Origin of the sequence: Acidovorax sp. LjRoot38, assembly GCF_964252975.1 — a bacterium.
In the GTDB taxonomy this organism is placed as follows: Bacteria; Pseudomonadota; Gammaproteobacteria; order Burkholderiales; family Burkholderiaceae_C; genus Acidovorax; species Acidovorax facilis.
This window is the reverse complement of sequence record NZ_CAXUPT020000008.1, coordinates 16620-37250: the sequence shown is the minus strand read 5'-3', so window position 1 is coordinate 37250 and position 20631 is coordinate 16620. Positions and strand designations below refer to the sequence as shown.

Annotated in this window: 20 protein-coding genes and 1 pseudogene; 5 read left to right on the top strand and 16 right to left on the bottom strand. The window is 66.2% G+C overall.

What is annotated here, in order from left to right; translation table 11 throughout:
- Positions 1-6: 6 nt before the first annotated feature.
- The 4 genes from ACSQ22_RS15775 to ACSQ22_RS15760 form a co-directional block, all read right to left on the bottom strand.
- Complete coding sequence (locus ACSQ22_RS15775) at positions 7-927, bottom strand: SphA family protein (RefSeq protein ID WP_436130855.1); 921 nt, start codon at positions 925-927, stop codon at positions 7-9.
- 155 nt (positions 928-1082) lie between these two features.
- A complete protein-coding gene (locus ACSQ22_RS15770) occupies positions 1083-2006 on the bottom strand; it encodes an alpha/beta hydrolase (RefSeq protein WP_436130854.1) in 924 nt (307 codons plus the stop codon).
- 15 nt (positions 2007-2021) lie between these two features.
- Positions 2022-2789 carry a coniferyl-alcohol dehydrogenase gene (locus ACSQ22_RS15765; protein ID WP_121506972.1) on the bottom strand — a complete coding sequence of 256 codons (768 nt, stop codon included), beginning with the start codon at positions 2787-2789 and terminating at the stop codon, positions 2022-2024.
- A 77-nt stretch (positions 2790-2866) separates the two neighbouring features.
- On the bottom strand, positions 2867-4342 hold the full coding sequence (locus ACSQ22_RS15760; protein WP_436130853.1) for a benzaldehyde dehydrogenase: 1476 nt from the start codon (positions 4340-4342) through the stop codon (positions 2867-2869).
- Between the two features lie 280 nt (positions 4343-4622).
- Between ACSQ22_RS15760 and ACSQ22_RS15755 the strand changes: the two genes are divergently transcribed.
- Together ACSQ22_RS15755 and ACSQ22_RS15750 are read left to right on the top strand one after the other, a co-directional pair.
- Positions 4623-6560, top strand: coding sequence for a sigma 54-interacting transcriptional regulator (locus tag ACSQ22_RS15755; RefSeq protein ID WP_436130852.1), 1938 nt, complete (start codon positions 4623-4625; stop codon positions 6558-6560).
- A gap of 184 nt (positions 6561-6744) precedes the next feature.
- Positions 6745-7035 (top strand): DUF7660 family protein, encoded by a 291-nt coding sequence (locus ACSQ22_RS15750; RefSeq protein WP_218299306.1) that lies wholly within the window; start codon positions 6745-6747, stop codon positions 7033-7035.
- A gap of 192 nt (positions 7036-7227) precedes the next feature.
- On the opposite strand, the pseudogene ACSQ22_RS15745 reads toward ACSQ22_RS15750, so the two are convergent.
- Positions 7228-7520 (bottom strand): annotated as a pseudogene (locus tag ACSQ22_RS15745) (short-chain dehydrogenase); the annotation flags it as partial.
- Positions 7521-7580: 60 nt separating this feature from the next.
- Between ACSQ22_RS15745 and ACSQ22_RS15740 the strand changes: the two are divergent.
- Together ACSQ22_RS15740 and map are read left to right on the top strand one after the other, a co-directional pair.
- A complete protein-coding gene (locus tag ACSQ22_RS15740) occupies positions 7581-7856 on the top strand; it encodes a ParD-like family protein (RefSeq protein ID WP_094287431.1) in 276 nt (91 codons plus the stop codon).
- Positions 7856-8656: a type I methionyl aminopeptidase gene (map, locus tag ACSQ22_RS15735; protein ID WP_218299305.1), complete on the top strand. Its 801-nt coding sequence runs from the start codon at positions 7856-7858 to the stop codon at positions 8654-8656. Before ACSQ22_RS15740 ends, map begins: the two co-directional genes overlap by 1 nt.
- Positions 8657-8684: 28 nt before the next feature.
- Here the strand turns inward: map and ACSQ22_RS15730 are convergent, their stop codons facing one another.
- From ACSQ22_RS15730 to ACSQ22_RS15700, 7 genes are all read right to left on the bottom strand, one after another.
- Positions 8685-9713 carry a phosphotransferase enzyme family protein gene (locus ACSQ22_RS15730; protein ID WP_436130851.1) on the bottom strand — a complete coding sequence of 343 codons (1029 nt, stop codon included), beginning with the start codon at positions 9711-9713 and terminating at the stop codon, positions 8685-8687.
- Positions 9714-9910: 197 nt separating this feature from the next.
- Entirely contained in the window at positions 9911-10648 is a 738-nt protein-coding gene (locus ACSQ22_RS15725; protein ID WP_436130850.1) for an SDR family NAD(P)-dependent oxidoreductase, read from the bottom strand.
- Positions 10649-10695: 47 nt separating this feature from the next.
- Positions 10696-12267: a cryptochrome/photolyase family protein gene (locus ACSQ22_RS15720; protein WP_436130849.1), complete on the bottom strand. Its 1572-nt coding sequence runs from the start codon at positions 12265-12267 to the stop codon at positions 10696-10698.
- Positions 12264-13580 carry a DASH family cryptochrome gene (locus ACSQ22_RS15715; RefSeq protein WP_436130848.1) on the bottom strand — a complete coding sequence of 439 codons (1317 nt, stop codon included), beginning with the start codon at positions 13578-13580 and terminating at the stop codon, positions 12264-12266. The genes ACSQ22_RS15720 and ACSQ22_RS15715 overlap by 4 nt, the downstream gene beginning before the upstream one ends.
- Positions 13577-13759, bottom strand: coding sequence for a DUF2256 domain-containing protein (locus ACSQ22_RS15710; RefSeq protein WP_436130847.1), 183 nt, complete (start codon positions 13757-13759; stop codon positions 13577-13579). The genes ACSQ22_RS15715 and ACSQ22_RS15710 overlap by 4 nt, the downstream gene beginning before the upstream one ends.
- Before the next feature lie 18 nt (positions 13760-13777).
- Positions 13778-14791, bottom strand: a complete 1014-nt coding sequence (locus ACSQ22_RS15705) for an NAD(P)/FAD-dependent oxidoreductase (RefSeq protein ID WP_436130846.1) — start codon at positions 14789-14791, stop codon at positions 13778-13780.
- On the bottom strand, positions 14788-15354 hold the full coding sequence (locus ACSQ22_RS15700) for a lipocalin family protein (protein ID WP_436130845.1): 567 nt from the start codon (positions 15352-15354) through the stop codon (positions 14788-14790). The genes ACSQ22_RS15705 and ACSQ22_RS15700 overlap by 4 nt, the downstream gene beginning before the upstream one ends.
- Before the next feature lie 111 nt (positions 15355-15465).
- Here ACSQ22_RS15700 and ACSQ22_RS15695 point away from each other — a divergent pair, with 111 nt between their 5' ends.
- On the top strand, positions 15466-15708 hold the full coding sequence (locus ACSQ22_RS15695; RefSeq protein ID WP_055400446.1) for a glutaredoxin domain-containing protein: 243 nt from the start codon (positions 15466-15468) through the stop codon (positions 15706-15708).
- Between the two features lie 24 nt (positions 15709-15732).
- On the opposite strand, the gene ACSQ22_RS15690 is transcribed toward ACSQ22_RS15695, so the two are convergent.
- The 4 genes from ACSQ22_RS15690 to ACSQ22_RS15675 form a co-directional block, all read right to left on the bottom strand.
- Entirely contained in the window at positions 15733-16200 is a 468-nt protein-coding gene (locus ACSQ22_RS15690; protein ID WP_436130844.1) for a DM13 domain-containing protein, read from the bottom strand.
- A gap of 80 nt (positions 16201-16280) precedes the next feature.
- Positions 16281-17147, bottom strand: coding sequence for an alpha/beta fold hydrolase (locus ACSQ22_RS15685; RefSeq protein ID WP_121419559.1), 867 nt, complete (start codon positions 17145-17147; stop codon positions 16281-16283).
- Between the two features lie 43 nt (positions 17148-17190).
- A complete protein-coding gene (locus tag ACSQ22_RS15680) occupies positions 17191-18339 on the bottom strand; it encodes an ABC transporter substrate-binding protein (protein WP_436130984.1) in 1149 nt (382 codons plus the stop codon).
- A gap of 121 nt (positions 18340-18460) precedes the next feature.
- Entirely contained in the window at positions 18461-20617 is a 2157-nt protein-coding gene (locus ACSQ22_RS15675; protein WP_436130843.1) for a D-(-)-3-hydroxybutyrate oligomer hydrolase, read from the bottom strand.
- Positions 20618-20631: the final 14 nt, after the last annotated feature.

Here is a 20631-nt window from a genome sequence, read left to right as displayed (position 1 = left end):
CGGGGTTCAGAAAGGGATGGTGGTCTTGAGCCAGAACTGCGAGCCCTGGGCGCGGTTGCGCACGCCGAACTCCTTCTCCACCTTGGCGGTGATGAGCCAGCCCTTGCCATTGGCGTAGCGCACCGAGGGGCCGATGGACTGGCTGCGGCCACGCGATCCCGCCAGCGCCACACCGCCCACCTTGTCGTCGCTCCACTGCCGGTAGACATAGCCGCCCACACCCACTACCCAGCCATTGCCCAGGCCCCAGCCTGCGGCGTAGTCCACGATGAGTTCACGGCCCGAGCGGTAGTTGGTGTCGCTGTTGGTGCGGTTGAAGTTGAGGGTGGCCTTCACGTCGCCGTTGAAGCCGCCGGGGTCCATCCAGGTCAGCACGCCCAGGGGCTGCAGCGACAGGTAGTTGCGCCCAATGTTGGCCTGGCGCGTGCGGTCATACGCCCCGGTGGGCAGCACGGCATCGAGCCCCAGCACGCTGTGAAGCTGCGGGGAGTGGTGCCAGGCCACCGAGCCCCCCACCGTCACATCGCCCAGTCCGGTGCGCGAATCGCTCGCGCCCCCGGCGCGCACCGACAGATCCACCAGCGGGAAGATGGCGTGGGCCGCCACATGGCCGCCCAGCGCCTGCTGGGGGGTGATCCAGATCAGGCGCGTGGCAGCGGCGGCGGCCCGCACCTTGAAACCGGGGATGGGCACGGCGTTTCCCTGGCCATCGTTCACGCGGCTGGTGGTGTAGTAGTTGACGTACTCCAGCACATACAGCCCGGGCGGCGGCGCAGCGCCTGCCACGAAGTTCTCAGTGCCCAGCGGGTAGGTGGAGCCCCCGCCCTCGGTGGCGAAGGCCGCTGCACCCAGCGTGCTGGCCAGGGCCAGCGCGGCGAGGCGGCTTGTCTTGGGGGGCGATGCTTTCAGTCTCTGCAGTGTTTTCATGTCGTTTGTCTCCTCGTTGTTATGTCGATCGGTTTTCTGTGGCTCCGCGCAGGGCATGGCTTGGAGGCGCGCAGGCTCGCGCCCCGGCCTGTGCCGGTGGGGCGCGGCCGATGCGTCGGCCCTTGGGGTGGTTGGGGTTGGAGGACGCCGCTGCGCTATGCAGCAGCCGCCACCGCCGTGCGCTGGTGCGCGGCAATGAACCGGCCCGCCTGCTCCAGCGAGGCCAGCGCTTCATCCAACGCGGGCGCAAACAGCTGCCAGCAATGCACCATGCCGTCCCACACGGTGCAGTCCGCTTGCACGCCCGCCGCCTTCAAGCGGGCGGCCATGGTCACGGCGTCGTCGCGCAGGCGTTCCCAGCCGCCCACTTGCAGTTGCACAGGGGGCAACCCTTGCAGATCGGCGCTGTAGAACGGCGTGACTGTGGGTGAACGCACATCGCCACCGGGCACGTACATGGCGTTGAAAAAGCCCATCAGCTCGCGCGTGATGAACGGGTCGCCCACCGTGTGGTGGGACGCACCTTCGGACGCCAGGTCCAGCGCGGGCGACAAGGCCACGATGGCCGCAGGCAGGGGCAAGCCCTGGTTGCGGGCACGCACCGCCGTGGACAAGGCCAGGTTACCGCCCGCCGAGTCACCCATCAGTGCGATGGCCGAAGCGGCATAGCCGTTGGCCAGCGCCCACTGGTAGGCCGCCAGCGCATCGTCGTGTGCTGCGGGGGCCGGGTGCTCTGGTGCCAGGCGGTAGTCCACGTTCAGCACCTGTGCGCCGCTGAACTGCGCGAGGTACGAGCACAGCGCCCGGTGTGATGTGAGCGAGCCGAACACAAAGCCCCCCGCGTGGTAGTAGATGACCAGCCTGCGCGGGTCCGCCTGCGGCGTGCTCAGCAGCTCCGCCGCCATGGTGCCGCCCGCCCCGTTGGGGATGCGCAGCGTCTGGATGGGAAGCCCCTGGGCCAGGGGCATTCGCGAGTTGCTGGCGTCAAACCACGCGCGCAGCTGCGCAGGAGTGGGCTGGGCTGGCGGTGGGTTTTGCGCGGCCATCTGCAAGATAGCCTCAAGCTGTTGTGCGGACATGTGTGGCCCCTTCGCTCAGAGGTAAGTGGAGGCGAGCCCGCCATCCACCGGCAGGTTGATGCCGCTCACCCAGCGTGCCGCGTCGCTGCACAGGAAGGCGATCACCGGCGCCACTTCGTCACTGAAAGCCGGGCGCTTCATGCGGTGCGCGTCTTTCTCCACCCGTTCCTGGCCCAGCATCTGCACAAAGTCACCCAGGATGGGCGTGAACACCGGGCCTGGGGCCACGCAGTTCATGCGCACACCGCGCTCCATGAAGATCTTTTGCGACTGGGTGTACGTCCACACGATCAGCGCTTCCTTGAAATATTGGTAGCAGGTCTCCTGCGGCACGGGATGCGCAGCCAGCCACTTGGCGCCTGCTTCAAAGCTGGTAGTGGCGCCCAGTGCGCGGTGCAGCTCCAGGCGCTGGGGCCACTCGGCCCCCAGGATGGAAGAGATATTGACGATGGAGCCGCCCTCGCCCATGCGTTCCAGCACGCGGTGTGTGAAGTGGCGCAGGCCCAGGTAGTTGACGCGGCCGACCAGCTCGGCGGGCGATGTGCCCGGCACGCCCGCAATGTTGGCCAGCGCATCCACCTTGGCAGGCAGTTGCGCCACGGCATCGTTGATGGCGGCCGGGTCGCCCAAATCCACCTGCACAAAGCCGTCGAGCGTGAGCGTGGGCGCATTGCGGTCCACACCGATCACGCGAGCGCCCTGCTGGCGGGCAAGCTTGGCAAAGTCTGCGCCGATGCCGGAGCAGCAGCCGGTGACGACGATGGTTTTGTTGTGAAGGGTCATGAAATTTGTCTCCTGATTTTTTGTATTGGGGGGTACAAGCCCCCGGCGCGGCCAGGCCGCACCGGGGGCGTGCGACTTCAGAACGGGAATGCGGGGGGGGCGTCTTTGACCGTGATCCACTGCCACTGCGTGTATTCATCAATGTCCGCCGGACCACCCACGCTGCCCCCGTTGCCACCCACACCGGGGCCGCCAAAGGGGTTGGTGCATTCATCGTTCACCGTCTGGTCGTTGATGTGGACCATGCCCGCGCGCAGGCGCTGGCCGATGGCCATGGCGCGGCCCACGCTAGGGCTGATAACAGCCGCAGCCAGTCCGCCCTGGCTGGTGTTGGCCAGTTGCACGGCCTCTTCATCGGTGCGGAAGGTGACGAGGTTGGCCACGGGGCCAAAAGGCTCTTCGTCAAACGAACGGATGCCGGGCTTGACGCCCGAGAGCACCGTGGGCTTGTAGCCAAGGCCTTCGTAGGTGCCGCCTGCTTCGAGCTTGGCGCCCTGGGCCACGCTGTCCTTGATGAGCTTGTCGAAGCTTTGCAGCTGTTTGGCGTCGATCATCGGCCCCAGGGCCACTTGGCCGCTGGCGCCATCGCCCACGGGCAGGTGCGTGGCCTTGCCCACCATGCGTTGCAGGATGCCTTCGGCAATCGACTCGTGCACCAGGATGCGGTTGGAGGCCATGCAGATCTGCCCCTGGTGGAACCACGCGCCAAACGCTGCGGCGCTGGCGGCGGCGTCCAGGTCGGCGTCTTCCAGAATGATGAGGTTGTTGGCGCCGCCCAGCTCCAGCGACACCTTCTTGAGATGCTGCCCGGCCAACGCGCCAATGCGGCGGCCCACCGTGGGCGAGCCGGTGAAGGCGATCATGGGCACGCGCTCGTCCACCACCAGCGCCTCGCCCGCCTCGGCATCGCCGGGCACCACCTGCAGCAGGCCCTTCGGCAGGCCCCCTTCTTCAAACACGCGGGCCATGATGAAGCCACCGCTCACTGGCGTGCGCGTGTCGGGCTTGAGCACCACCGCATTGCCCAGCGCCAGCGCCGGGGCCACCGAGCGCAGGCCCAGGATGAGCGGGAAGTTGAATGGCGAGATCACCCCCACCACCCCGTGCGGCACGCGCCGCGCAATCGACAGGCGCCCCGGCGTGCTGGGCAGCACCTGGCCCTGGGCCTGCATGGGCAAGGCTGCGGCCAGGTGGCACAGCGTGATGGCCTCGCGCACCTCGTGCTGGCCCTTGGGCACGATGCCGCCGGTTTCGCGGGCGACTGTCATGGCCAGCTCGTCAAAGTGCTGCTCAAAAATGCTGGCCGCGCGGTGGAAAACCGCCGCACGCTCGCGCGGCCCCGTGGCCGCCCATGCGGCCTGCGCCTGCTGCGCACGGCCAATGGCGGCCTGCATGTCTGCCGCACTGGCAATGCCCACGCGGCTGAACACCTGGCCCGTGGCGGGCTCGAGCGCATCACGCGCCGTGCTCAGCACGGTAGACCACGCACCATCAAAGGCCTTGCCCGCCCACAGGCGGTTGTCCAGCAGGCCTGGTTTTTCTGAAACACCCATTGCATTGCTCCTTGGTTGAAATCAAAACCCACCGCATGGCTGCGGCGGTGTGACCTCGAATTGCAACGGGCGTACCAGCCCCGCCTGCCACCAAGCCCCAAAACGCCTGAAAAACGAGCTTTGTGAGAGGGAGCGCTACGGACTTTCCCTAGGCCAAAACATGGCTGGCACGGGCGACTTTTTGACACCAAATAGTTACCATTTATAAACAAATGGCACTGCAAAGATTGATCAAATGATCACTTTTTGATCACTTTCTGATCCACAACCGGAGGCCCCCATGCCGAAGCGCCGCGTCTCTCTGGCCGACCTGCACCGCACTGCCTTGGGCCAAGGCCAGGCCTTGCTGGGCACCGTGCCTGCCGAAGCCCCCCGCGCCCTGGGCGGGTTTGACACCCATGGCATCAGCCAGCACACCCACCCCACGGTGGCCGACATCAGCGAATGCCTGTTCTTCTCCCCCGGCGACGGGCGTATCTGGCTGCAAGACCAGCGCATGATCCTGCTGCACTCCGAAGCGCTGGGCTCGCTGCGGCGCGAGCTGATCGACAGCATTGGCCTGGACAAGGCACGCGGCCTGCTGACCCGCGCGGGCTATGTGAGCGGCGCGCGCGACGCCCGCCTGGTGCGCCAGCAGTGGCCCGATGCCGAGCCCACCGCAGCCGCCATGGCGGGCACCCGCCTGCACGCGCTGGAGGGCGTGGTGCAGGTGGAGGTGGTGCACGCCCGCTACAACGCCGAGCTGGGCGAATACGACGGCGAGTTCATCTGGCACAACTCCAGCGAAGACGACGAGCACATCGCCGCCTATGGCGTGGGCGGCTCGCCCGCGTGCTGGATGCAGGTGGGCTACGCCACAGGCTACGTCAGCACCTTGTTTGGCCGCATGATCGTCTTCCGCGAGGTGGAGTGCCGGTCCTCCGGCGCAGCGCACTGCCGCGTGGTGGGCAAATCGGCCGAACTGTGGGATGACCCCGAGCAAGACCTGTTCTACCTGAACGCCCAGGACTTTGTGGGGACCCCGCCCGCTTCGCTGCCCACATCCATGCCAGAAGGCGCGCGGGCCAAGGCCCGCACCACCTACCTGGGCGTGCCACCGGGCAAGGCAGCAATCGGCAACGCAGGCTCCGCTGCCGACCCCACGGCAAGCGCCACCATGGTCGGCGCTTCGTCCGCCTTCAACGCCGCCTGCCACATGCTGCAGCGCGTGGCCCCCACCGCCGCCACCGTGTTGTTTACCGGGGAATCGGGTGTGGGCAAGGAGATGTTTGCCAGCATGCTCCACCGCATCAGCCCCCGCAGCAGCCAGCACTTTGTAGCCATCAACTGCGCGGCCATCCCCGAGACGCTGGTGGAGAGCGAACTCTTCGGCGTGGAGCGCGGCGCTTACACCGGCGCGGGCACATCGCGCCCCGGCCGGTTCGAGCGCGCACACGGCGGCACCCTCTTCCTCGACGAAATCGGCACGCTCAGCCTGGTGGCCCAGGGCAAGCTGCTGCGCGCCCTGCAGGAAGGCGAGGTAGAGCGCGTGGGCGGCACCCGCACCGTGCGCGTGGACGTGCGCCTGGTGGCCGCCACCAACGTGGACCTGCGCCAGGCCGTGCGCGAAGGCACGTTCCGCGAAGACCTGTTCTACCGCCTGAACGTCTTCCCCATCCACCTGCCCCCACTGCGCGACCGGCGCGACGACATCCCCCTGCTGATGAGCCACTTCTTGGCCCACTACCAGCGCAAGCACCAGCGGCAGGTGCCCGGCTTTAGCCAGGCTGCCGTGAAGGCGATGTTTCACTACCCCTTCCCCGGCAACATCCGCGAGTTGCAGAACCTGATTGAACGGGCGGTGATCCTAGCGACGGATGGGGAGCCGATCGAACCGCACCACCTGTTTGCGGGGGGTGAGCAGAGTGGCGGCGGGGTGATGTCGCTGCACCTGCAGGGAAACAGCGGGGGAACGCTGCATGCGCAGGGGGTGGCGGGTGTGGGGGCTACTCCGATGCAAGTTCCGCAAGCAGCTGCGGCAGCAAGTGCACGGGCTGGTGCGGGGCAAACGCCAGCCGCTGCGCCGGTGGTGGCACCTCTGCATCAGGCGGAGGAGCAGATGCTGCGGCAGGCACTGCAAAGCGCGGGGGGGAATGTGGCGCTGGCGGGGCGGTTGTTGGGGATTAGCCGGGCGACGATGGCTTATCGGGTGAGGAAGTTTGGGATTTCGGCCAAGTAAACGATAAAACGATATGGCGGCGTACGCTCAGAAACCTCCTAAGAAGAACCTTTAAACAAGAACCTGCAAAAATCCAACGCCGCTTGTGAGTTTTGCTCCAACGGCGACTGGAGCATTCCCTGATCAAGTACAAGCCGCATCGCGACTGGGCCATTTCGACAATACGCCACACCTGTGTACCAAGATGAATCTTCAAGCTCAACTTGATCGCGTTGTAGATCAAGACTCATTCTTAGCCTTTGCTCATGCACTTGCGAAGGACCGCATTGCCTCGGTTGAAGCTCGCGTGAATGAGACCGCCGAGCCACATGGACGCGATGCCGGGGGATGGGAAAACACATCCATCGAGTCCTTTCTGGAGGGAGCAATTGCGTGGGCTGAGGACAGCAACTTTGGTGCCCATCAAGGACTGGCAACCAGCAGCCCGTGGAAGCAGTTCGCAGTTTTTCTCTACTGCGGAAAAATATATGAGTGAGTTGCGATTCAACCTACCTCTACGCAGGGCTCAATGACTGCAGTCGCAGGTCGAAACGCTGGGGTCTCTTTCGTTCTGCCTTCAGCACCCGTTCTCTTCAAAAACCCTTGAGGCCAAATTGGCCGATAGCGTCTGATAGACGGGCACATGCAGTATCAAAACGATAGCAATGCACTTTTCACGCCAGCGCGACTACCAAGGCAACTTGTCCCCGCTGCACGCATAAAACCGCCCGTTTCTTCCACTGGCAACCCATTCAGCACCCGCAGCATGTCGCCCGCCGCATCGGCCGCCGGGCGGCCAATTTCTGCACCGTTGAACGGGGCCGACAAGGCCGAGTTGACGGTGCCGGGGTGCAGCGCCACCAGCACGGCCTGCGGTTGGGTGCGCGCCACTTCGATAGACGCCGTTTTGACCAGCATGTTGAGCGCAGCCTTGCTGGCGCGGTAGCTATACCAGCCGCCCAGGCGGTTGTCTCCAATGCTGTGCCGAAAATATGCAAAACATATACAATTCAATTACGTTTCGCATAAAGGCAGCACCCCATGGGCATAGTCAAAATTTCCGACCAGATGCACGAAAACCTGCGTCTGGCTAGCACTGCGCTGAGCCGTTCCATCAACTCCCAGGCCGAGCACTGGATGCGCGTGGGCATGCTGGCCGAGATGTACCCCGACCTGGACCACCGCGAGATTTGCCAGATGCTGGTGCGGGCCGAGCTGGCGGGTGGGCTGGATGTGGCGCTGGCGGCGCGGGGTGAGCTGGACAGCAAGCCTGCTGCAGACGCTCCCACCGCACGCGCCAGAAAGCAGCCGCACTGATGGCGCGCGCTGACCGTGGGGTGCCGATCCGCTCGGCCGAAGAACTGGTGATGGCGCGGCGGGCCGCACAACTGGCGGCCGAGGTGCTAGCGATGATCGAGCCGCATGTGGTGCCTGGCGTAACCACCGACGCACTGGACCGCATGTGCCACGACCACATCGTGAACGTGCAGGGCGCGCGGCCTGCCAATGTGGGCTACCTGGGGTACCCCAAAACGGTGCTGACCTCGGTGAACCACGTGGTGTGCCACGGCATCCCCTCGCCCCAGCAGGTGCTGAAGAAGGGCGACATCGTGAACATTGATGTGGCGGTGGAAAAAGACGGCTGGTATGGCGACACGAGCCGCATGTTCTGCGTGGGCACGCCCAGCGTGCTGGCCCAGCGGCTGGTGCGCACCACGTACGAGGCGCTGTGCGCAGGCATCCGCACGGTGAAGCCGGGGGCCACGCTGGGCGATGTGGGCCACGCCATTGCCACCGTGGCGCAGCGCGAGAACTTCAGCGTGGTGCGCGAGTATTGCGGCCACGGCATTGGTACCGTGTACCACGATGAGCCGCAAGTGCTGCACTACGGGCGGCGCGGCCAGGGGCTGCGGCTGGAGGCGGGCATGGTCTTCACCATCGAGCCCATGCTGAACGCAGGCCAGCGAGAAACCAAGGAGCTGGCCGATGGCTGGACGGTGGTGACCAAGGACCGGTCGCTCTCGGCCCAGTGGGAGCACATGGTGGCGGTGACGGACAGCGGCTATGAGGTGCTGACGGCGTGGCCGGGGGGCACGGGCAGCTACCCTGCGATTTAGGGATGGCCTGCACGAGGAGATTGCCGCATCAGCCGGGTGGCAGTTCCAGACGAGCCCAAACGGCCATCACATCAAGCTGCTTCTTGATCCAGTCGGCAGACATCACGTTGGCGCCCCAGTGGTGGTTGCGCGCCACGCCCTCCCCCATGTTCCACAGGTGCCGCAACTGCACGAAGAGCGGCAAGACGGCGATGTCGGCATCGGTGATATGGCCGCCGCCTGCGCGGTAGCCGGCCAGGTACTGCTGCCAGCGCTTGAGCAAGGCTTCGTCGGGCTCCATGGGGGCCTTGCGGGGCAGGTTCGACCACAAGAAAACACAGAGGTCATAGGTCAGGAATCCTGGCCCGGCGTCGTCAAAGTCAAAGAACGCGGCGCGCTGCACACCATCGGCATCGGTGGTCACATGGTTGTTGAAGCCATGCGTGTCGCCGTGGCACATCACGCGGGTCAAGGTGCCCTCAACACTCGCCAACTCGCTCAGAAGGCGCTCAATCAGTTGCCGGTAGGCATCCAGCACGGCAGGGTCCAGCTCGGGATGGGCGGCAAGGTAGTCCAGCGTGCGGCCTGCAAGGTGGTGGCCGTCCAGCACATAGCGGCTTGCGGGGCCTGTGAAGCTTTGCGCGGCGCTGTGAATCTGGGCCAGCGTGGCGCCGGTCAGATGCAGTTCCTCGGGCGTATCGGGCACGGCGCCATCACAGTGGCGAAACAGCACCAGCGCACGCGGGCCCTCAGGGAACGGCAGGGTAACGCTGGCAGCTCCATTCGCAGCCAGCACCGGCGTGGCCACGCCCACGCCCTTTGCGTGCAGGTGGGCCAGCAGCGCGACTTCAAAATCCACATTGAACGCGCCACGCGGCCGGATGGCACAAAGCCGCGCCACATAGCGGCTGCCATCCGTGGCCCGCACGGCGTAGTTGTCGTTGAGGTTGCGGCGGATCAGGTAGCACTGCTGCACTGGCAGGCCGTAGTGCCGCGCCACCCAATCACTCACGGAAGAGGCAGCGGCTGTAGTGTGGGAGACGACCAGGTTGAGGTCATGAGAAGGGGAGGAAAGCATGCGGCATTCTCCATGGATGCAGCATGAAACACCCGTGCGGCATGGTTCGATGCGGTTGCGCCAAGACTTTTTTGCTGAACCACCCAGGCTGGTGCAAGCGGGAAAACAGCCACGTCACAAAAAAATGCCTAAAAGGGCTGTTACCGCACGCTGGTATTGCACCATCGGTATCAAAACCATAGCAATCCACATCGCCATCACCACGGCAGCTTGTCGCCGCTGTAGGCGTGCAAGCTCCCCGTTTCCTCCACCGGCAACCCATCCAGCACGCGCAGCATGTCGCCCGCCGCATCTGCAGCCGGGCGGCCAATTTCTGCACCGTTGAACGGGGCCGACAGCGCCGAGTTGACAGTGCCCGGGTGCAATGCCACCAGCACGGCCTGGGGGTGGGTGCGGGCCACTTCGATGGACGCCGTTTTGACCAGCATGTTGAGCGAGGCCTTGCTGGCGCGGTAGCTGTACCAGCCGCCCAGGCGGTTGTCGCCAATGCTGCCCACCTTGGCCGAGAGCACGGCCAGCAGGCCACGCCCCTGTTTGGGCAACAGGGGTGCAAAGTGGGCCAGCACCAGCGCGGGGCCGAAAGTGTTGGTGCGAAAAGTGGCCTCCATCTGCGCGTAGTTCAACTGGCCCAAACGCTTTTCAGGCATGCCGTGGGGGCCGTGCAGCAGGCCTGCGGCGTGGATGATGCAGTGCCACGGCCCCTGGGCCTTGAGCTGTTGGGCGGCGGCAGCAATGGTGGCTTCGTCATCCAGATCGACCGCCGGACTGGTGTGGCGACCCAGGCCCACGGCCAGTGCGCAGCGCGGATCGGCCTGCAGGTGGGCGAGGAAGGCGCTGCCGATGGCGCCGGTGGAGCCGATGACGATGGCGCGATAGCCCTCGGGCAATGACTGCAAAGAAGTGAACGGGCTTGCGGCGGGTTGTGCTTGAGACATGGCTTGGCTCTGCGGTGAAGGTGTCGTTGGGTAGTTCGGCAAGCGGGCTACAGCGCATCCAGCCGCGTGCGCAAGCTGGCCGCATGCTCACACAACGCATCGAGCTGCGGGCCCTGCATCTTCTGCAACTGGCGGTACACCATGCCGAGGCGGAAGTTGTTGCCCAGCGTTCCCTCATTGCGCGCAAAAAAGTCCCAGTACAGCGCGTTGTACGGGCAGGCGCGCTCACCCACTTTGAGCTTTTTGTCGTAGTGGCAGCCGCTGCAGTAGTCGCTCATGCGGTCGATGTAGGCGGCGCTGCTCACGTAGGGTTTGGTGGCCAGCAGGCCGCCGTCGGCAAACTGGCTCATGCCCACGGTGTTGGGCACTTCCACCCATTCAAAGGCGTCGATGTACACGCCCAGGTACCAGCGGTGCACGGCGGCGGGGTCGAGTCCCGCCAGCAGCGCGAAGTTGCCGATGACCATGAGGCGCTGGATGTGGTGGGCATACGCATGCTCCAGCGACTGGCCCACGGCGTGCTGCATGCAGCGCATCTGGGTCTTGCCCGTCCAGAACCACGCTGGCAGTGGCGTGCTGTGGCCCAGGGCGTTGCGCTCGTCGTAGCCAGGCATGTGGGCCCAGTAGATGCCGCGCACATATTCGCGCCAGCCCAGGATCTGGCGGACAAAGCCCTCCACCGCAGGCAGGGGCGCAGCGCCTGCGTGGTACGCGGACTGGGCGCGTTGCACCACCTCGTGCGGGCGCAGCATTTTGGTGTTGAGCGCGAAGGACAGCAGGGAGTGAAACAGCCGCGCACTCTGCGTGCTCATGGCGTCTTCATACGCGCCAAAGTGCGGCAGTGTGGTGGTGACGAATTGATCCAGCGACGCCAGAGCCTCGGCCCGGTTCAGCGGCCAGCGCAGTGCATGGGCCTGCGGGTTGCCAAAGCTCTGCACGCCTGCGGCCTGGATGGTGGCCCACAGGGCGCTGTGGTCGTGCGTGGGGCGGGCGTCGGGCGGCAATGCGGGCGCGTCCTTGGTATCTGGCCAGGGCTTGCGGTTGTCGTGGTCGTAGTTCCACTGGCCACCTTCGGGCTCGCCAGCCTCGTCGATCAGCACGCCGTGGCGCAGGCGCATGCGGCGGTAGAAATGCTCCATCAGCCACTGCTTGCGGCCTTGGAACACCTCGGCCATTTCGGTGCGGGTGGTGTAGAAGTGCTCGCTGCTGACGGCCTGCACGGCAAAGCTTTGCTGTGTACCCCAGGTGCGCAGTTGCTCGTCCAGCCGCCATTCGTCGGGGTACTGGTATTGCAGCGTGTGCGCACCGTAGTGGGCCATGAGGGCGGCCAGGTTGTCGGGCATCGACTGACGGTTGCTCGCATCGTCAATCGCCACGTAGCGCACGCGGTGCCCCGCCTCGCGCAGATGCCGGGCCAGATCGCGCATGGAGGCAAAGATGGCGAGGATTTTTTGCGCGTGGTGCAGCACATAGTCGGTCTCTTGCCGCACTTCCATCAGCACATAGACCACGCCTTGGTTCTGCGTGGCAAACCATGAATGCTCGGGGCTGAGCTGGTCACCCAGCAGCAAGCGCAACGTGTGGGCACGCTGTGGGGTAGAGGGTTGCTGCGTGGTCATGCTGTGCCCCACATACGGCGGTAGCTGCCGTCGGCGTCGTGGTCTTGCGCCTGCTTGGTGGGGTTGAAGCGGCGGCCCCCGCGCGGGTCGGTGCCGCGCCCGGCGATGTAGAGCCAGTTGGCCTGGTTGCTGTACACGTCGTAGTCCACCAGTTGCGATTCAAACCACGCGGCGCCTCCGCGCCAGTCGCTGTGCAGGTCGTAGATGAGGTAACTGGCCACCACCTGGCGCAGGCGGTTGCTCAGATACCCGGTGGCAGCCAGCTCGCGCATGGCGGCATCGACCAGCGGCTCGCCCGTCTCGCCCCGGCACCAGCGTTCAAAGCGGCGCGGGTTATGTGGGGCGGGTGGCAGTTCTGACAGCCCCCGCGCCCGGTACAGCGCTGCGCCGTATTGCAGGTGCAGCAGCCGAAAGTAGTCGCGCCACAGCAGTTCAAACCACAGCCAGTAGGTGCCATCGTTGTCGCCGTGGTCGCGCTCAAAGGTTTTTAGATCGGCATAGATCTGGCGCGGCGAGAGTGCCCCCGTGGCCAGCCAGGGCGAGAACTTGCTGGAGTAGTCCAGCCCCGTGAGCCCGTTGCGCGTGGCCTTGTAGCTGTGGGGCAGCTTGCGGGCCAGGTACTGCGCCAGATGGGCCAGCGCGGCAGCCTCGCTGCCATCACATGCAGGCGTTCCGTAGGGGAAGGACGAGCGCGCATCGCTGCCCTGGGGCGGTGCGGGTGGCTGGATGCTGGCAGCGCCCTGCTCTGCGCCCACGGCTTGCAGCACGGGCGCAGGCACTTGGGGCGGCGGCAGCAGTTTGGTGGGTGCGGGCAGTGGTGCAGCGGGGGTGATGCCTGCGCGCTCGACCTTCTGTCGGAAGCTGGTGAACACACCGGGCAGGTCAGAGGCAGGCCAGGGCATGTCGGCCGGGTGCAGCAGGCTGCTGTGCCATACGGTACGCACCTGCAGGCCTGCTGCGCGCAGGGCTGCGACCTCGGCCTGTTCGTAAGGGGCGGCAATGTCTTCGCACACCACGGTGGTGGCCCCCACAGCCTGGGCCAGTTGCGGCAAGGCGGTGGCAGGCGGGGCTTGGCAGATGAGCAGCGGGTTGCCCAATGCACTCGTCTGTTGATGAAGCCAGCGCAGCGCAGCGGCGGTGAAGGCGCGGCGGTGGGAGCCTACGCGGGCAAAGCCCCAGGGCGTGCGTTCATCGGGCGCGGGCAGGCACACCACGGGCAACAGGTGTGTGGCCCCGCTGGTGAGCGCTGCGCGCAGCGCGGGCTGGTCGTGCAGGCGCAGGTCGTTGCGAAACAAGAAGAGCACGGTGCTCATGCGGTGCCCTCCCCTGCCACGCCTTGCGAAGTGCTGCTGCGCTTGCGTTCACTGCGGCAGCGGTCGGAGCAGTACTTCACCTCGTCCCACACCTTCTCCCACTTCTTGCGCCAAGCGAAGGGCAGGCCGCAGTGTTGGCAAGTCTTCTGTGGAAGGTCTGATTTTTTGCGCATGCGCATGGCGGGCCTGTGGGTGGGTTACGCGGGCTTCAACACCTGCTGGGCCAGCGCACGCCCGCTGAGCCACGCACCTTCGACCTTGCCGCCATGGAGCCAGTCGCCACACAGGCCCAGGCGCATTTGCGCATCCCACCAGCTGCCCTGCGTGAGCGCGGGTTCGGTGTCGGCATAGCGCCAGCGGTGGGCGGTGGCGGCCAAAGGTGTGGGGCCACCCAGTGCGGCAAAGGCGGCGAGCAGTGCGGTGGTGACCGCCTCGGCGCTGTCTTCGATATGGGCTTCGCTCCATTCAGGGCTGGCGTGCAGCAGCCAGGTTTCTTGCCCCGTGCGGCCGGGTTTGCTGCTGTCGCGCGCCACCCAGCGCAGGGGGCCGGTGTTGATGAACGCACCTTCCCACGGCAGGGCCGCGGGGCTGGCGTAGCGCAGCATCACCGCCCAGCTGCCACGCATGCGTGCGCTGGCGGCCAAGGCGGCGCCTGCGGGGGACACTGGGGTCAGCAAGGGCACGGCCTGCGGGGCGGGCACGGCCAGCAGCACTGCGCTGTAACGCGGGCTGTGCGGGCCATGTTCTGCCGAGGTGATGGTCCACCCGCCCTCGCTATGGTCCAGCCGCTGCACGGTGGTTTGCCACTGCGCCAGCGCAGGCGCGCCCAAGTGCTGCACCAGCCAGGCTGCGGGCGTCGTCATGCGCGGGGTGCCCACAAACCGCTCCAGCGGTGTCGCTGGGTTGGACCAGGCGGTACCGTCAAAGCTGGCCAGCCGGGCATCCCACAAAGCCGCAACACCGGCCTGCTGCCAGCGGGCCACCTCGGCGCGAAAGGCCGGGTCGCGGGCGGTGAAATATTGGGCGCCGTGGTCGCACTGCCAGGGGCCGTTGTCATCCTCGGCGCGGCGGGTGCTCATGCGGCCCGAGGGGCCACGGGCTTTGTCAAATACATGCACCGTGTGGCCCGCCTGCAGCAGCGCCTGCGCGCACGACAAGCCTGCCAGGCCTGCGCCAACAACGGCGATGGTTTGTGGCGTAGCAAGGCTCATGGTTGTGGGTCGGTTCGTTCGTGGGTCACCCAGATCAGCGCCTGGGTGTCGATACCCAAGGTCTTTGCACGGGCGATGAGTTGTTCGCGCACGCCAGGGGGCAGCTGCTTGGTGCGCGACAGGATCCAGCAGTAGCTGCGGTCCGGCCCCACCACCAGCGCCCACTGGTAGTTGGCATCCAGCGCGGCCACGTGGTAGCCGCCGTAGAACGGGCCGAAGAACGACACCTTGAGTGAGGCGGTGTTGGCATCGCCCGTGAACAGGGCCTTGCCCTCGGCCTGGCGCCAGTCGTTTTTGCCGGTGTCAAAACCCCGGTTGAGCACGCGCACGCTGCCGTCCGCCTGGCGCTGGTAGGTGGCGCTCACGTCCGTCATGCCGCGTTCAAACGAATGGTCCAGCCGGGCCACTTCGTACCAGCGGCCCTCGTAGCGGGCCAGGTCAAACGGGGTGACGGGCGTGATGCCGTCGGGCGGGCGGGTGGACGAGCAGCCACTCAAGGCGAGCAAAAACACGGCCAGCCCTAACCAGGCGCAGCGGCGGAAGCAGGATAGGAAGAAGAGCATAAATTACCAATTGGTCACAAAACAAACCAATTGGTATTCTGCCACCACCAGCGCTGCTGCGGCGAAAGCCCGGCGCGAGCGCCTGCCATGGGCCACACGTAAACTCTGCCCATGACTTTTCAAATCACCGTTTACTCCAAATCCGCCTGCCCCCAATGCGATTCGGCCAAGAAGCTGCTGCAGTCGCGTTCGCTGCCTTTTGAGGAAATCAAGATCGACGACGAGGCCGAGCGCCTGGCGTTCTATGCGAAGTGCGGGCCTTCGGTGCGGCAGATGCCACAGATCTTTATCAACAACCAGCGCGTGGGCGGACTGGCGGGGCTGCAGGCTGCGCTGGCGCAGATCGGCCAGTGACACCTGCTTTCGTCCCTCCCCTGGTTATTGGTACTTCGCAGCGGTGATGAACTCGCTGAAGGTTTCGCACCACACGATCACGGTGTTGAACTTGGCCGGGTCCACGCCCTGCGGCAACGGGACGATGAAGTTGTTGAACGTCTTCACATCACCCACACGCGACATCTGGGGCTTGAGGCGTTTGAAGTCGGCCTCGGTCTCGACAAACTCGGGCGACAGGTAGAGCTTGTAGTCCGGCCCCGGGGCGAGCTTGCCCACCAGGCTGATGGCCTGCGGGCCGATGGACACGGCGCCTTCGCCCCAGTGCAGGGCGTCGCTGTCTTTCAGGTCACGGCGGAAGGCGGCAGTCCATTGCGCAGCGGGCTGGCTTGACTGGATTTGCTGCAGCGTGGGGGCGTCGGGCGCGATCAGGATCGGCAGCACATACACACCCAGCGCAAACCCGATGACCAGGGTGAGCAGGTGCGAGGCGATGAGCAGCAGAGGTTTCATGGCAACGGGTTCAGTGGACTGAGCCCAATGTACTGCGCCGCGCCCTCCCGTTCAACGCTGCGCAGCTCCCCGCTGTCCGCTCAGGATGCGCGGGCCAGAAAGCCATCCACCAGTGCGTAGTGCTCCGGCACATTGAGCGCGGGCGCGTGGCCGCAGCCGGGCACCTCCACCACCTGCGCCAGGCCACGTGCGCCGGGGCCCCGGGTCAGCATCTCGGCGGTGGTGTCGCGCAGCACCAGGTCCGACTCTTCGCCACGCAGGCACAACACGGGGATGTCGAGCGCGTCGTAGTGGTCCCAGATCAGGTAGTCGTTGGTGTGGTGGGTGAACTGCTGCACCATGGCCGGGTCGTAATGCGGCGTCACGCGGCCGTCGGGCAGGCGGCGGGTGCTGCTCTCGGTCAGCAGGCGCCACTGCGCATCGCTGAGCCAGCCGTAGGGCGTGTAGACCTGTCGGAAGAACGCCTCCAGCTCCCGCACGGTGTCGAACGCGGGCGGGTGGCCTGCGTAGGCCTTGATGCGCTCCAGCGCGGCGTCGGCCAGGCGCGGGGCGTTGTCATTGAGCAGCAGGCTCTGGATGCGGCCCTTGAGCTGCGGCTCGAACAAACCCGAGGCGCACACGGTGCCGATGGCCCCGCCCATCGACGTGCCCACCCAGTGCGCTTTCTCGACACCCAATTGGTCGAACAAATCGGCCGCAATGCGCGCGTAGAACGAGAGGCGGTATTCGTCCTGCGGTGCACGCGCCCACTGGCTCAGGCCCCGACCCAGGGTGTCGGGGCAGATCACGCGGTAGCGTGACGCCAGGTGGGCGGCCAGGGGGTCCATGTCGCGCCCGGTGCGCGCCAGGCCGTGCCAGGCAATCACCACCGGCGCGTCGGGCGCACCCCACTCCGTGGTGTGGATTTCATAGCCAGCGCAGGTGAGGTAGCGCGAGGTGGGGGACATGATGGCGACCTTGTGGAACAGAGAATAAAAAAGGATCGGCGGCTCACTTCATGAGGCGGCCATTGCTGCCAATGACAGTGACCTCGACATACCGTGAGCCGATGCGGTTGGTGGGGGAGTAGCCCAGCGTGATGCCGCCGAGGTCAAAGCTCTGCAGCGACTCCAGCGCCTTGACGACCTTGGCGCGTGTGGGCGCTGGGCCCGCGCGACGCAGGGCCTCGACCAGCACCTTGGCGCCCAGGAACTGCTCGAAGCTGGTGTAGTTGACCTCGGCTTCGGACGCATATTTCTTGAGCAGCGACTGGTATTCGCGCACCACTGGCAACTGGGGCCGGTAGGGGTACGGCACCACCTGGCTGATGCCCAGGCCATGCGCGTTTTTCAGGCCCGCCAGCTTGACCAGCTCGGTCGGGTCCACCACCGAGATGTTGTACAGCTGAGCGCCGCCGCCCTGCTCGCGGTAGCGCTGGATGAAGGCCGCCGCAGGCTTGTTCACCGCAATCATGATGACGGCATGCACATCGGTGGCCTTGATGGCCTTGACGGCCTCATCCACCTTGTCGGTATTGCGTTCGTAGCCTGCTGCTACCACGAGCTTGAGGTTGCGCTTGGCCAAGGCAGCCTCCACCCCCGCCAGGCCCGCCTTGCCAAAACCGTCGTCCTGGTACATCACGGCGACGCGGTTCATGCCCAGCGTGGTGAGCTGCTGCACCATGTGCTCGGTCTCATCGACATAGCCTGCGCGCACATGAAAGATCCAGGGGTTGAACGGGTTGCGCAGCGATTCGCCCCCCGTGTAAGGCGCCACCAGCGCCGCACCGCCCTCTTGCAACACGCCGTCTGCCAGCAGCTGGGTGATGTTGGCCGTTCCCGCAAAGCCATACAGCGCCACCACCTCGGGCTTGGCCAGCATCTCGCGGGTGAGCTTCACGGTGTCGGCCACCTTGTAAGCGTCGTCGGCCACCTCCTGGCGGATGGTCGCGCCGTGCACGCCGCCCTGGGCGTTCACCCAGTCAAAGTAGATCTTGCCGCCCAGCACCATCTGTGCGCCAGTGCTGGCCAGCACGCCGGTGAGCGGTGCCACCTGCCCCACCACAATCTCGGCGGCGTGCAGCGAGGGCGCCGTGGCCCCGCCCCACAGCACCGCCAGTGCTGCCGCCGCACGGCGGCTCCATGTCTTGACCTTGTCCATTCGGTTCATCCCCTGTTTGTGTTGCTTGCAGCCGCGCCCACGGGCGGCGCAAGGGCCGATGGCCCCCACGCGTGCCCGGTGGGCGGCGGTGACGGTGTGTCGTCTGGCAAAGCTCCTTGGGTCAGTCGGGGATGGCAATGGCGCCCGCCGTGATGGCGATGGCGTTGGCGGCAGCAGGCGTGGTAGCCAGCGGCGGCACGTTGGCGGCGGTGATGGCCGGGGCGCTGCCCGGTGTGCCGCCGCGCGGCACGGTGCGCACCACCTGGCTGGCGGGCAGCGCCTTGCCGCTGGCGAGGTGGTCGTACACGGCGTCGAGCGCGTGGTTCAGGTACACATGCAGCGGCACGTAGCGGCTGTCATAGCCCGGCAGCACCGTGGGCAGGCCTATGAAGCTGTCGAAGTGCTGGGCGTTGGCCACTTCCACATAGCTGAGCTTGCTGGCGGCGCCTTCGACCTTCTTGTTCAGCGCGGCATAGGGGCGCGAGGTGTGGCTCACCGGCAGCAGTGCGTCGGCGCGGCCGTGCACGATGACGGTGGGCTTGCCACGCAGGTTGCCGTTGCGGCGGGTTTCCTGAACACCGGCCTGCAGCTTCTTGGCGGCGGCGTCATTGCCCGTGACGAGGTTGCGCAGGCACAGCGCGCCGCTCAGGTTCCAGTCGGCTACACCGGCGTCCGAGAACGACAGAAAGTCTCGCGCGGGCCCGAACTTGCCAAGGTTGTTGACCAGGTTGATGCCGCCCGAGGGAGGCACGCCGTTGCCGGTGGCAAACATGCCTGGCAATGCAGCGGCGGCCAGCGGGGTGACCCCGCCAGTGGCCGCGGTGGCGGCGTAGCTGAAGCCGCAGAGGTTGTCTTGCACGCTGGCGCGCGAGAGGCCGTTGGCAAAGGTCACGGCCACGGCGGGGGACACTTCAAACGCGGCCATGGAGGCATGCAGGTCGTTGGACTCGGGTTCCCAGCCATAGGCCCGCAGCTTTTGCAAAGCCTCTTCGGCCTGCGCGGCCGTGGTGCTGGCTGTGAGCAAACCTGCCGCCTTGAGCGACGCGCAGCGGTTGGGCGCGATGGGCAACGCAGCGCTGGCAAACCCGGCCGCAAACGCCGCCGCAAAAGGGCTGGTGCTGACCGAGGGCGCGAGCGACGCGCAGGCCTGGTAGAGGTTGGCGTAGGTGGTGAAGTCCACCAGCGTCTTGCCGGTGACAGCCACATCGGCGCTGCCACGGCGCACCGTGACGCCGTGATTGGCCGGCATCTCGATGGCAGGCTCGGACACGGCCACGCCGCTGATCAGGCCCTGCGTGTCCAACTCGGCCGCCGCAATGGCCGCGCCACCGCCGTTGGAGATGCTCGATGCGATGACGATGGTGTTGGCCGGGGTCAGCGTCTTGAGGCGCTGGCCCGCTGCGTCGGTGGCGCCGTAGCGCTGGTTGAGCACGTAGTAGCCAAACTCCACGGCCTGCAGCGTGCTCGTGCCCCAGTCCTTCTCAGAGTTCTGGCCCGAGTGGGCGTGCTTGAAGGCAAAGCGGTTGGGCGTGGCGGTGTTGAAGGCGGCCAGCTCGGTGGCCGTGAGGCCCGCGTTGAAGGCTGCGGCCTTGCCTGCCGCAGCGGCCGTGGTGCGTGTGCCGTCGATCAGCGGCACGGTGTCGTTCATGAGGTCGTGCGGCGCGCCGCCAGTGCCCTTGTCCGAGTACGCCACGGCGCAGCCCTTCTTGAGGCCCCACTCGCCGGTGGAAATGCCGCCATACACACCGCGCGAGCCGGAGGTGGTGGCGGTGATCATGCAGGGCTTCTTGGGGTCGAAGCTGGCGGGCACCTGCACCATGAGGGTGACGTTCTTGCGGCCTGTGCCGTCGTCGGCAAACGCGATGTATTCGGTGCCGGGCACCTTGCCCTCACCGGTGGTGACCTTGCCTTGCGCATCCACATTGGGGCCGTAGAGCGTGCCGTAGCCGCCGGCCGCCGTCATGTCGAGCATGGCGCGGTAGTTGGTGTGGATGGCGGTGCGGCGCAGCTCAGCCGCCGTGGGCTTGAGGGGGTCGGCAAACGCGGGGGGCACGGCAGCGGCCAGGCCCGTGGCGCCCAGGCCCGCCGTGAGCAGGTCGTTGCTGCTGCCGTCGTAGGTGGTCTCGCTGATGGCGCCCAGGTAGCCGGGCTTGGTGTTGGGGGCGGCGCTGTCGCCGCTGCTGCCGCCGCAGGCAGCCAGCACCGCAGCGGCCAGCGCTGCGGGCAGGAACGGGCGAGAAAGGGGACGAAAACGGGGGGTCTTGATGTTCATCTTCATGTGCTTGTCTCCTG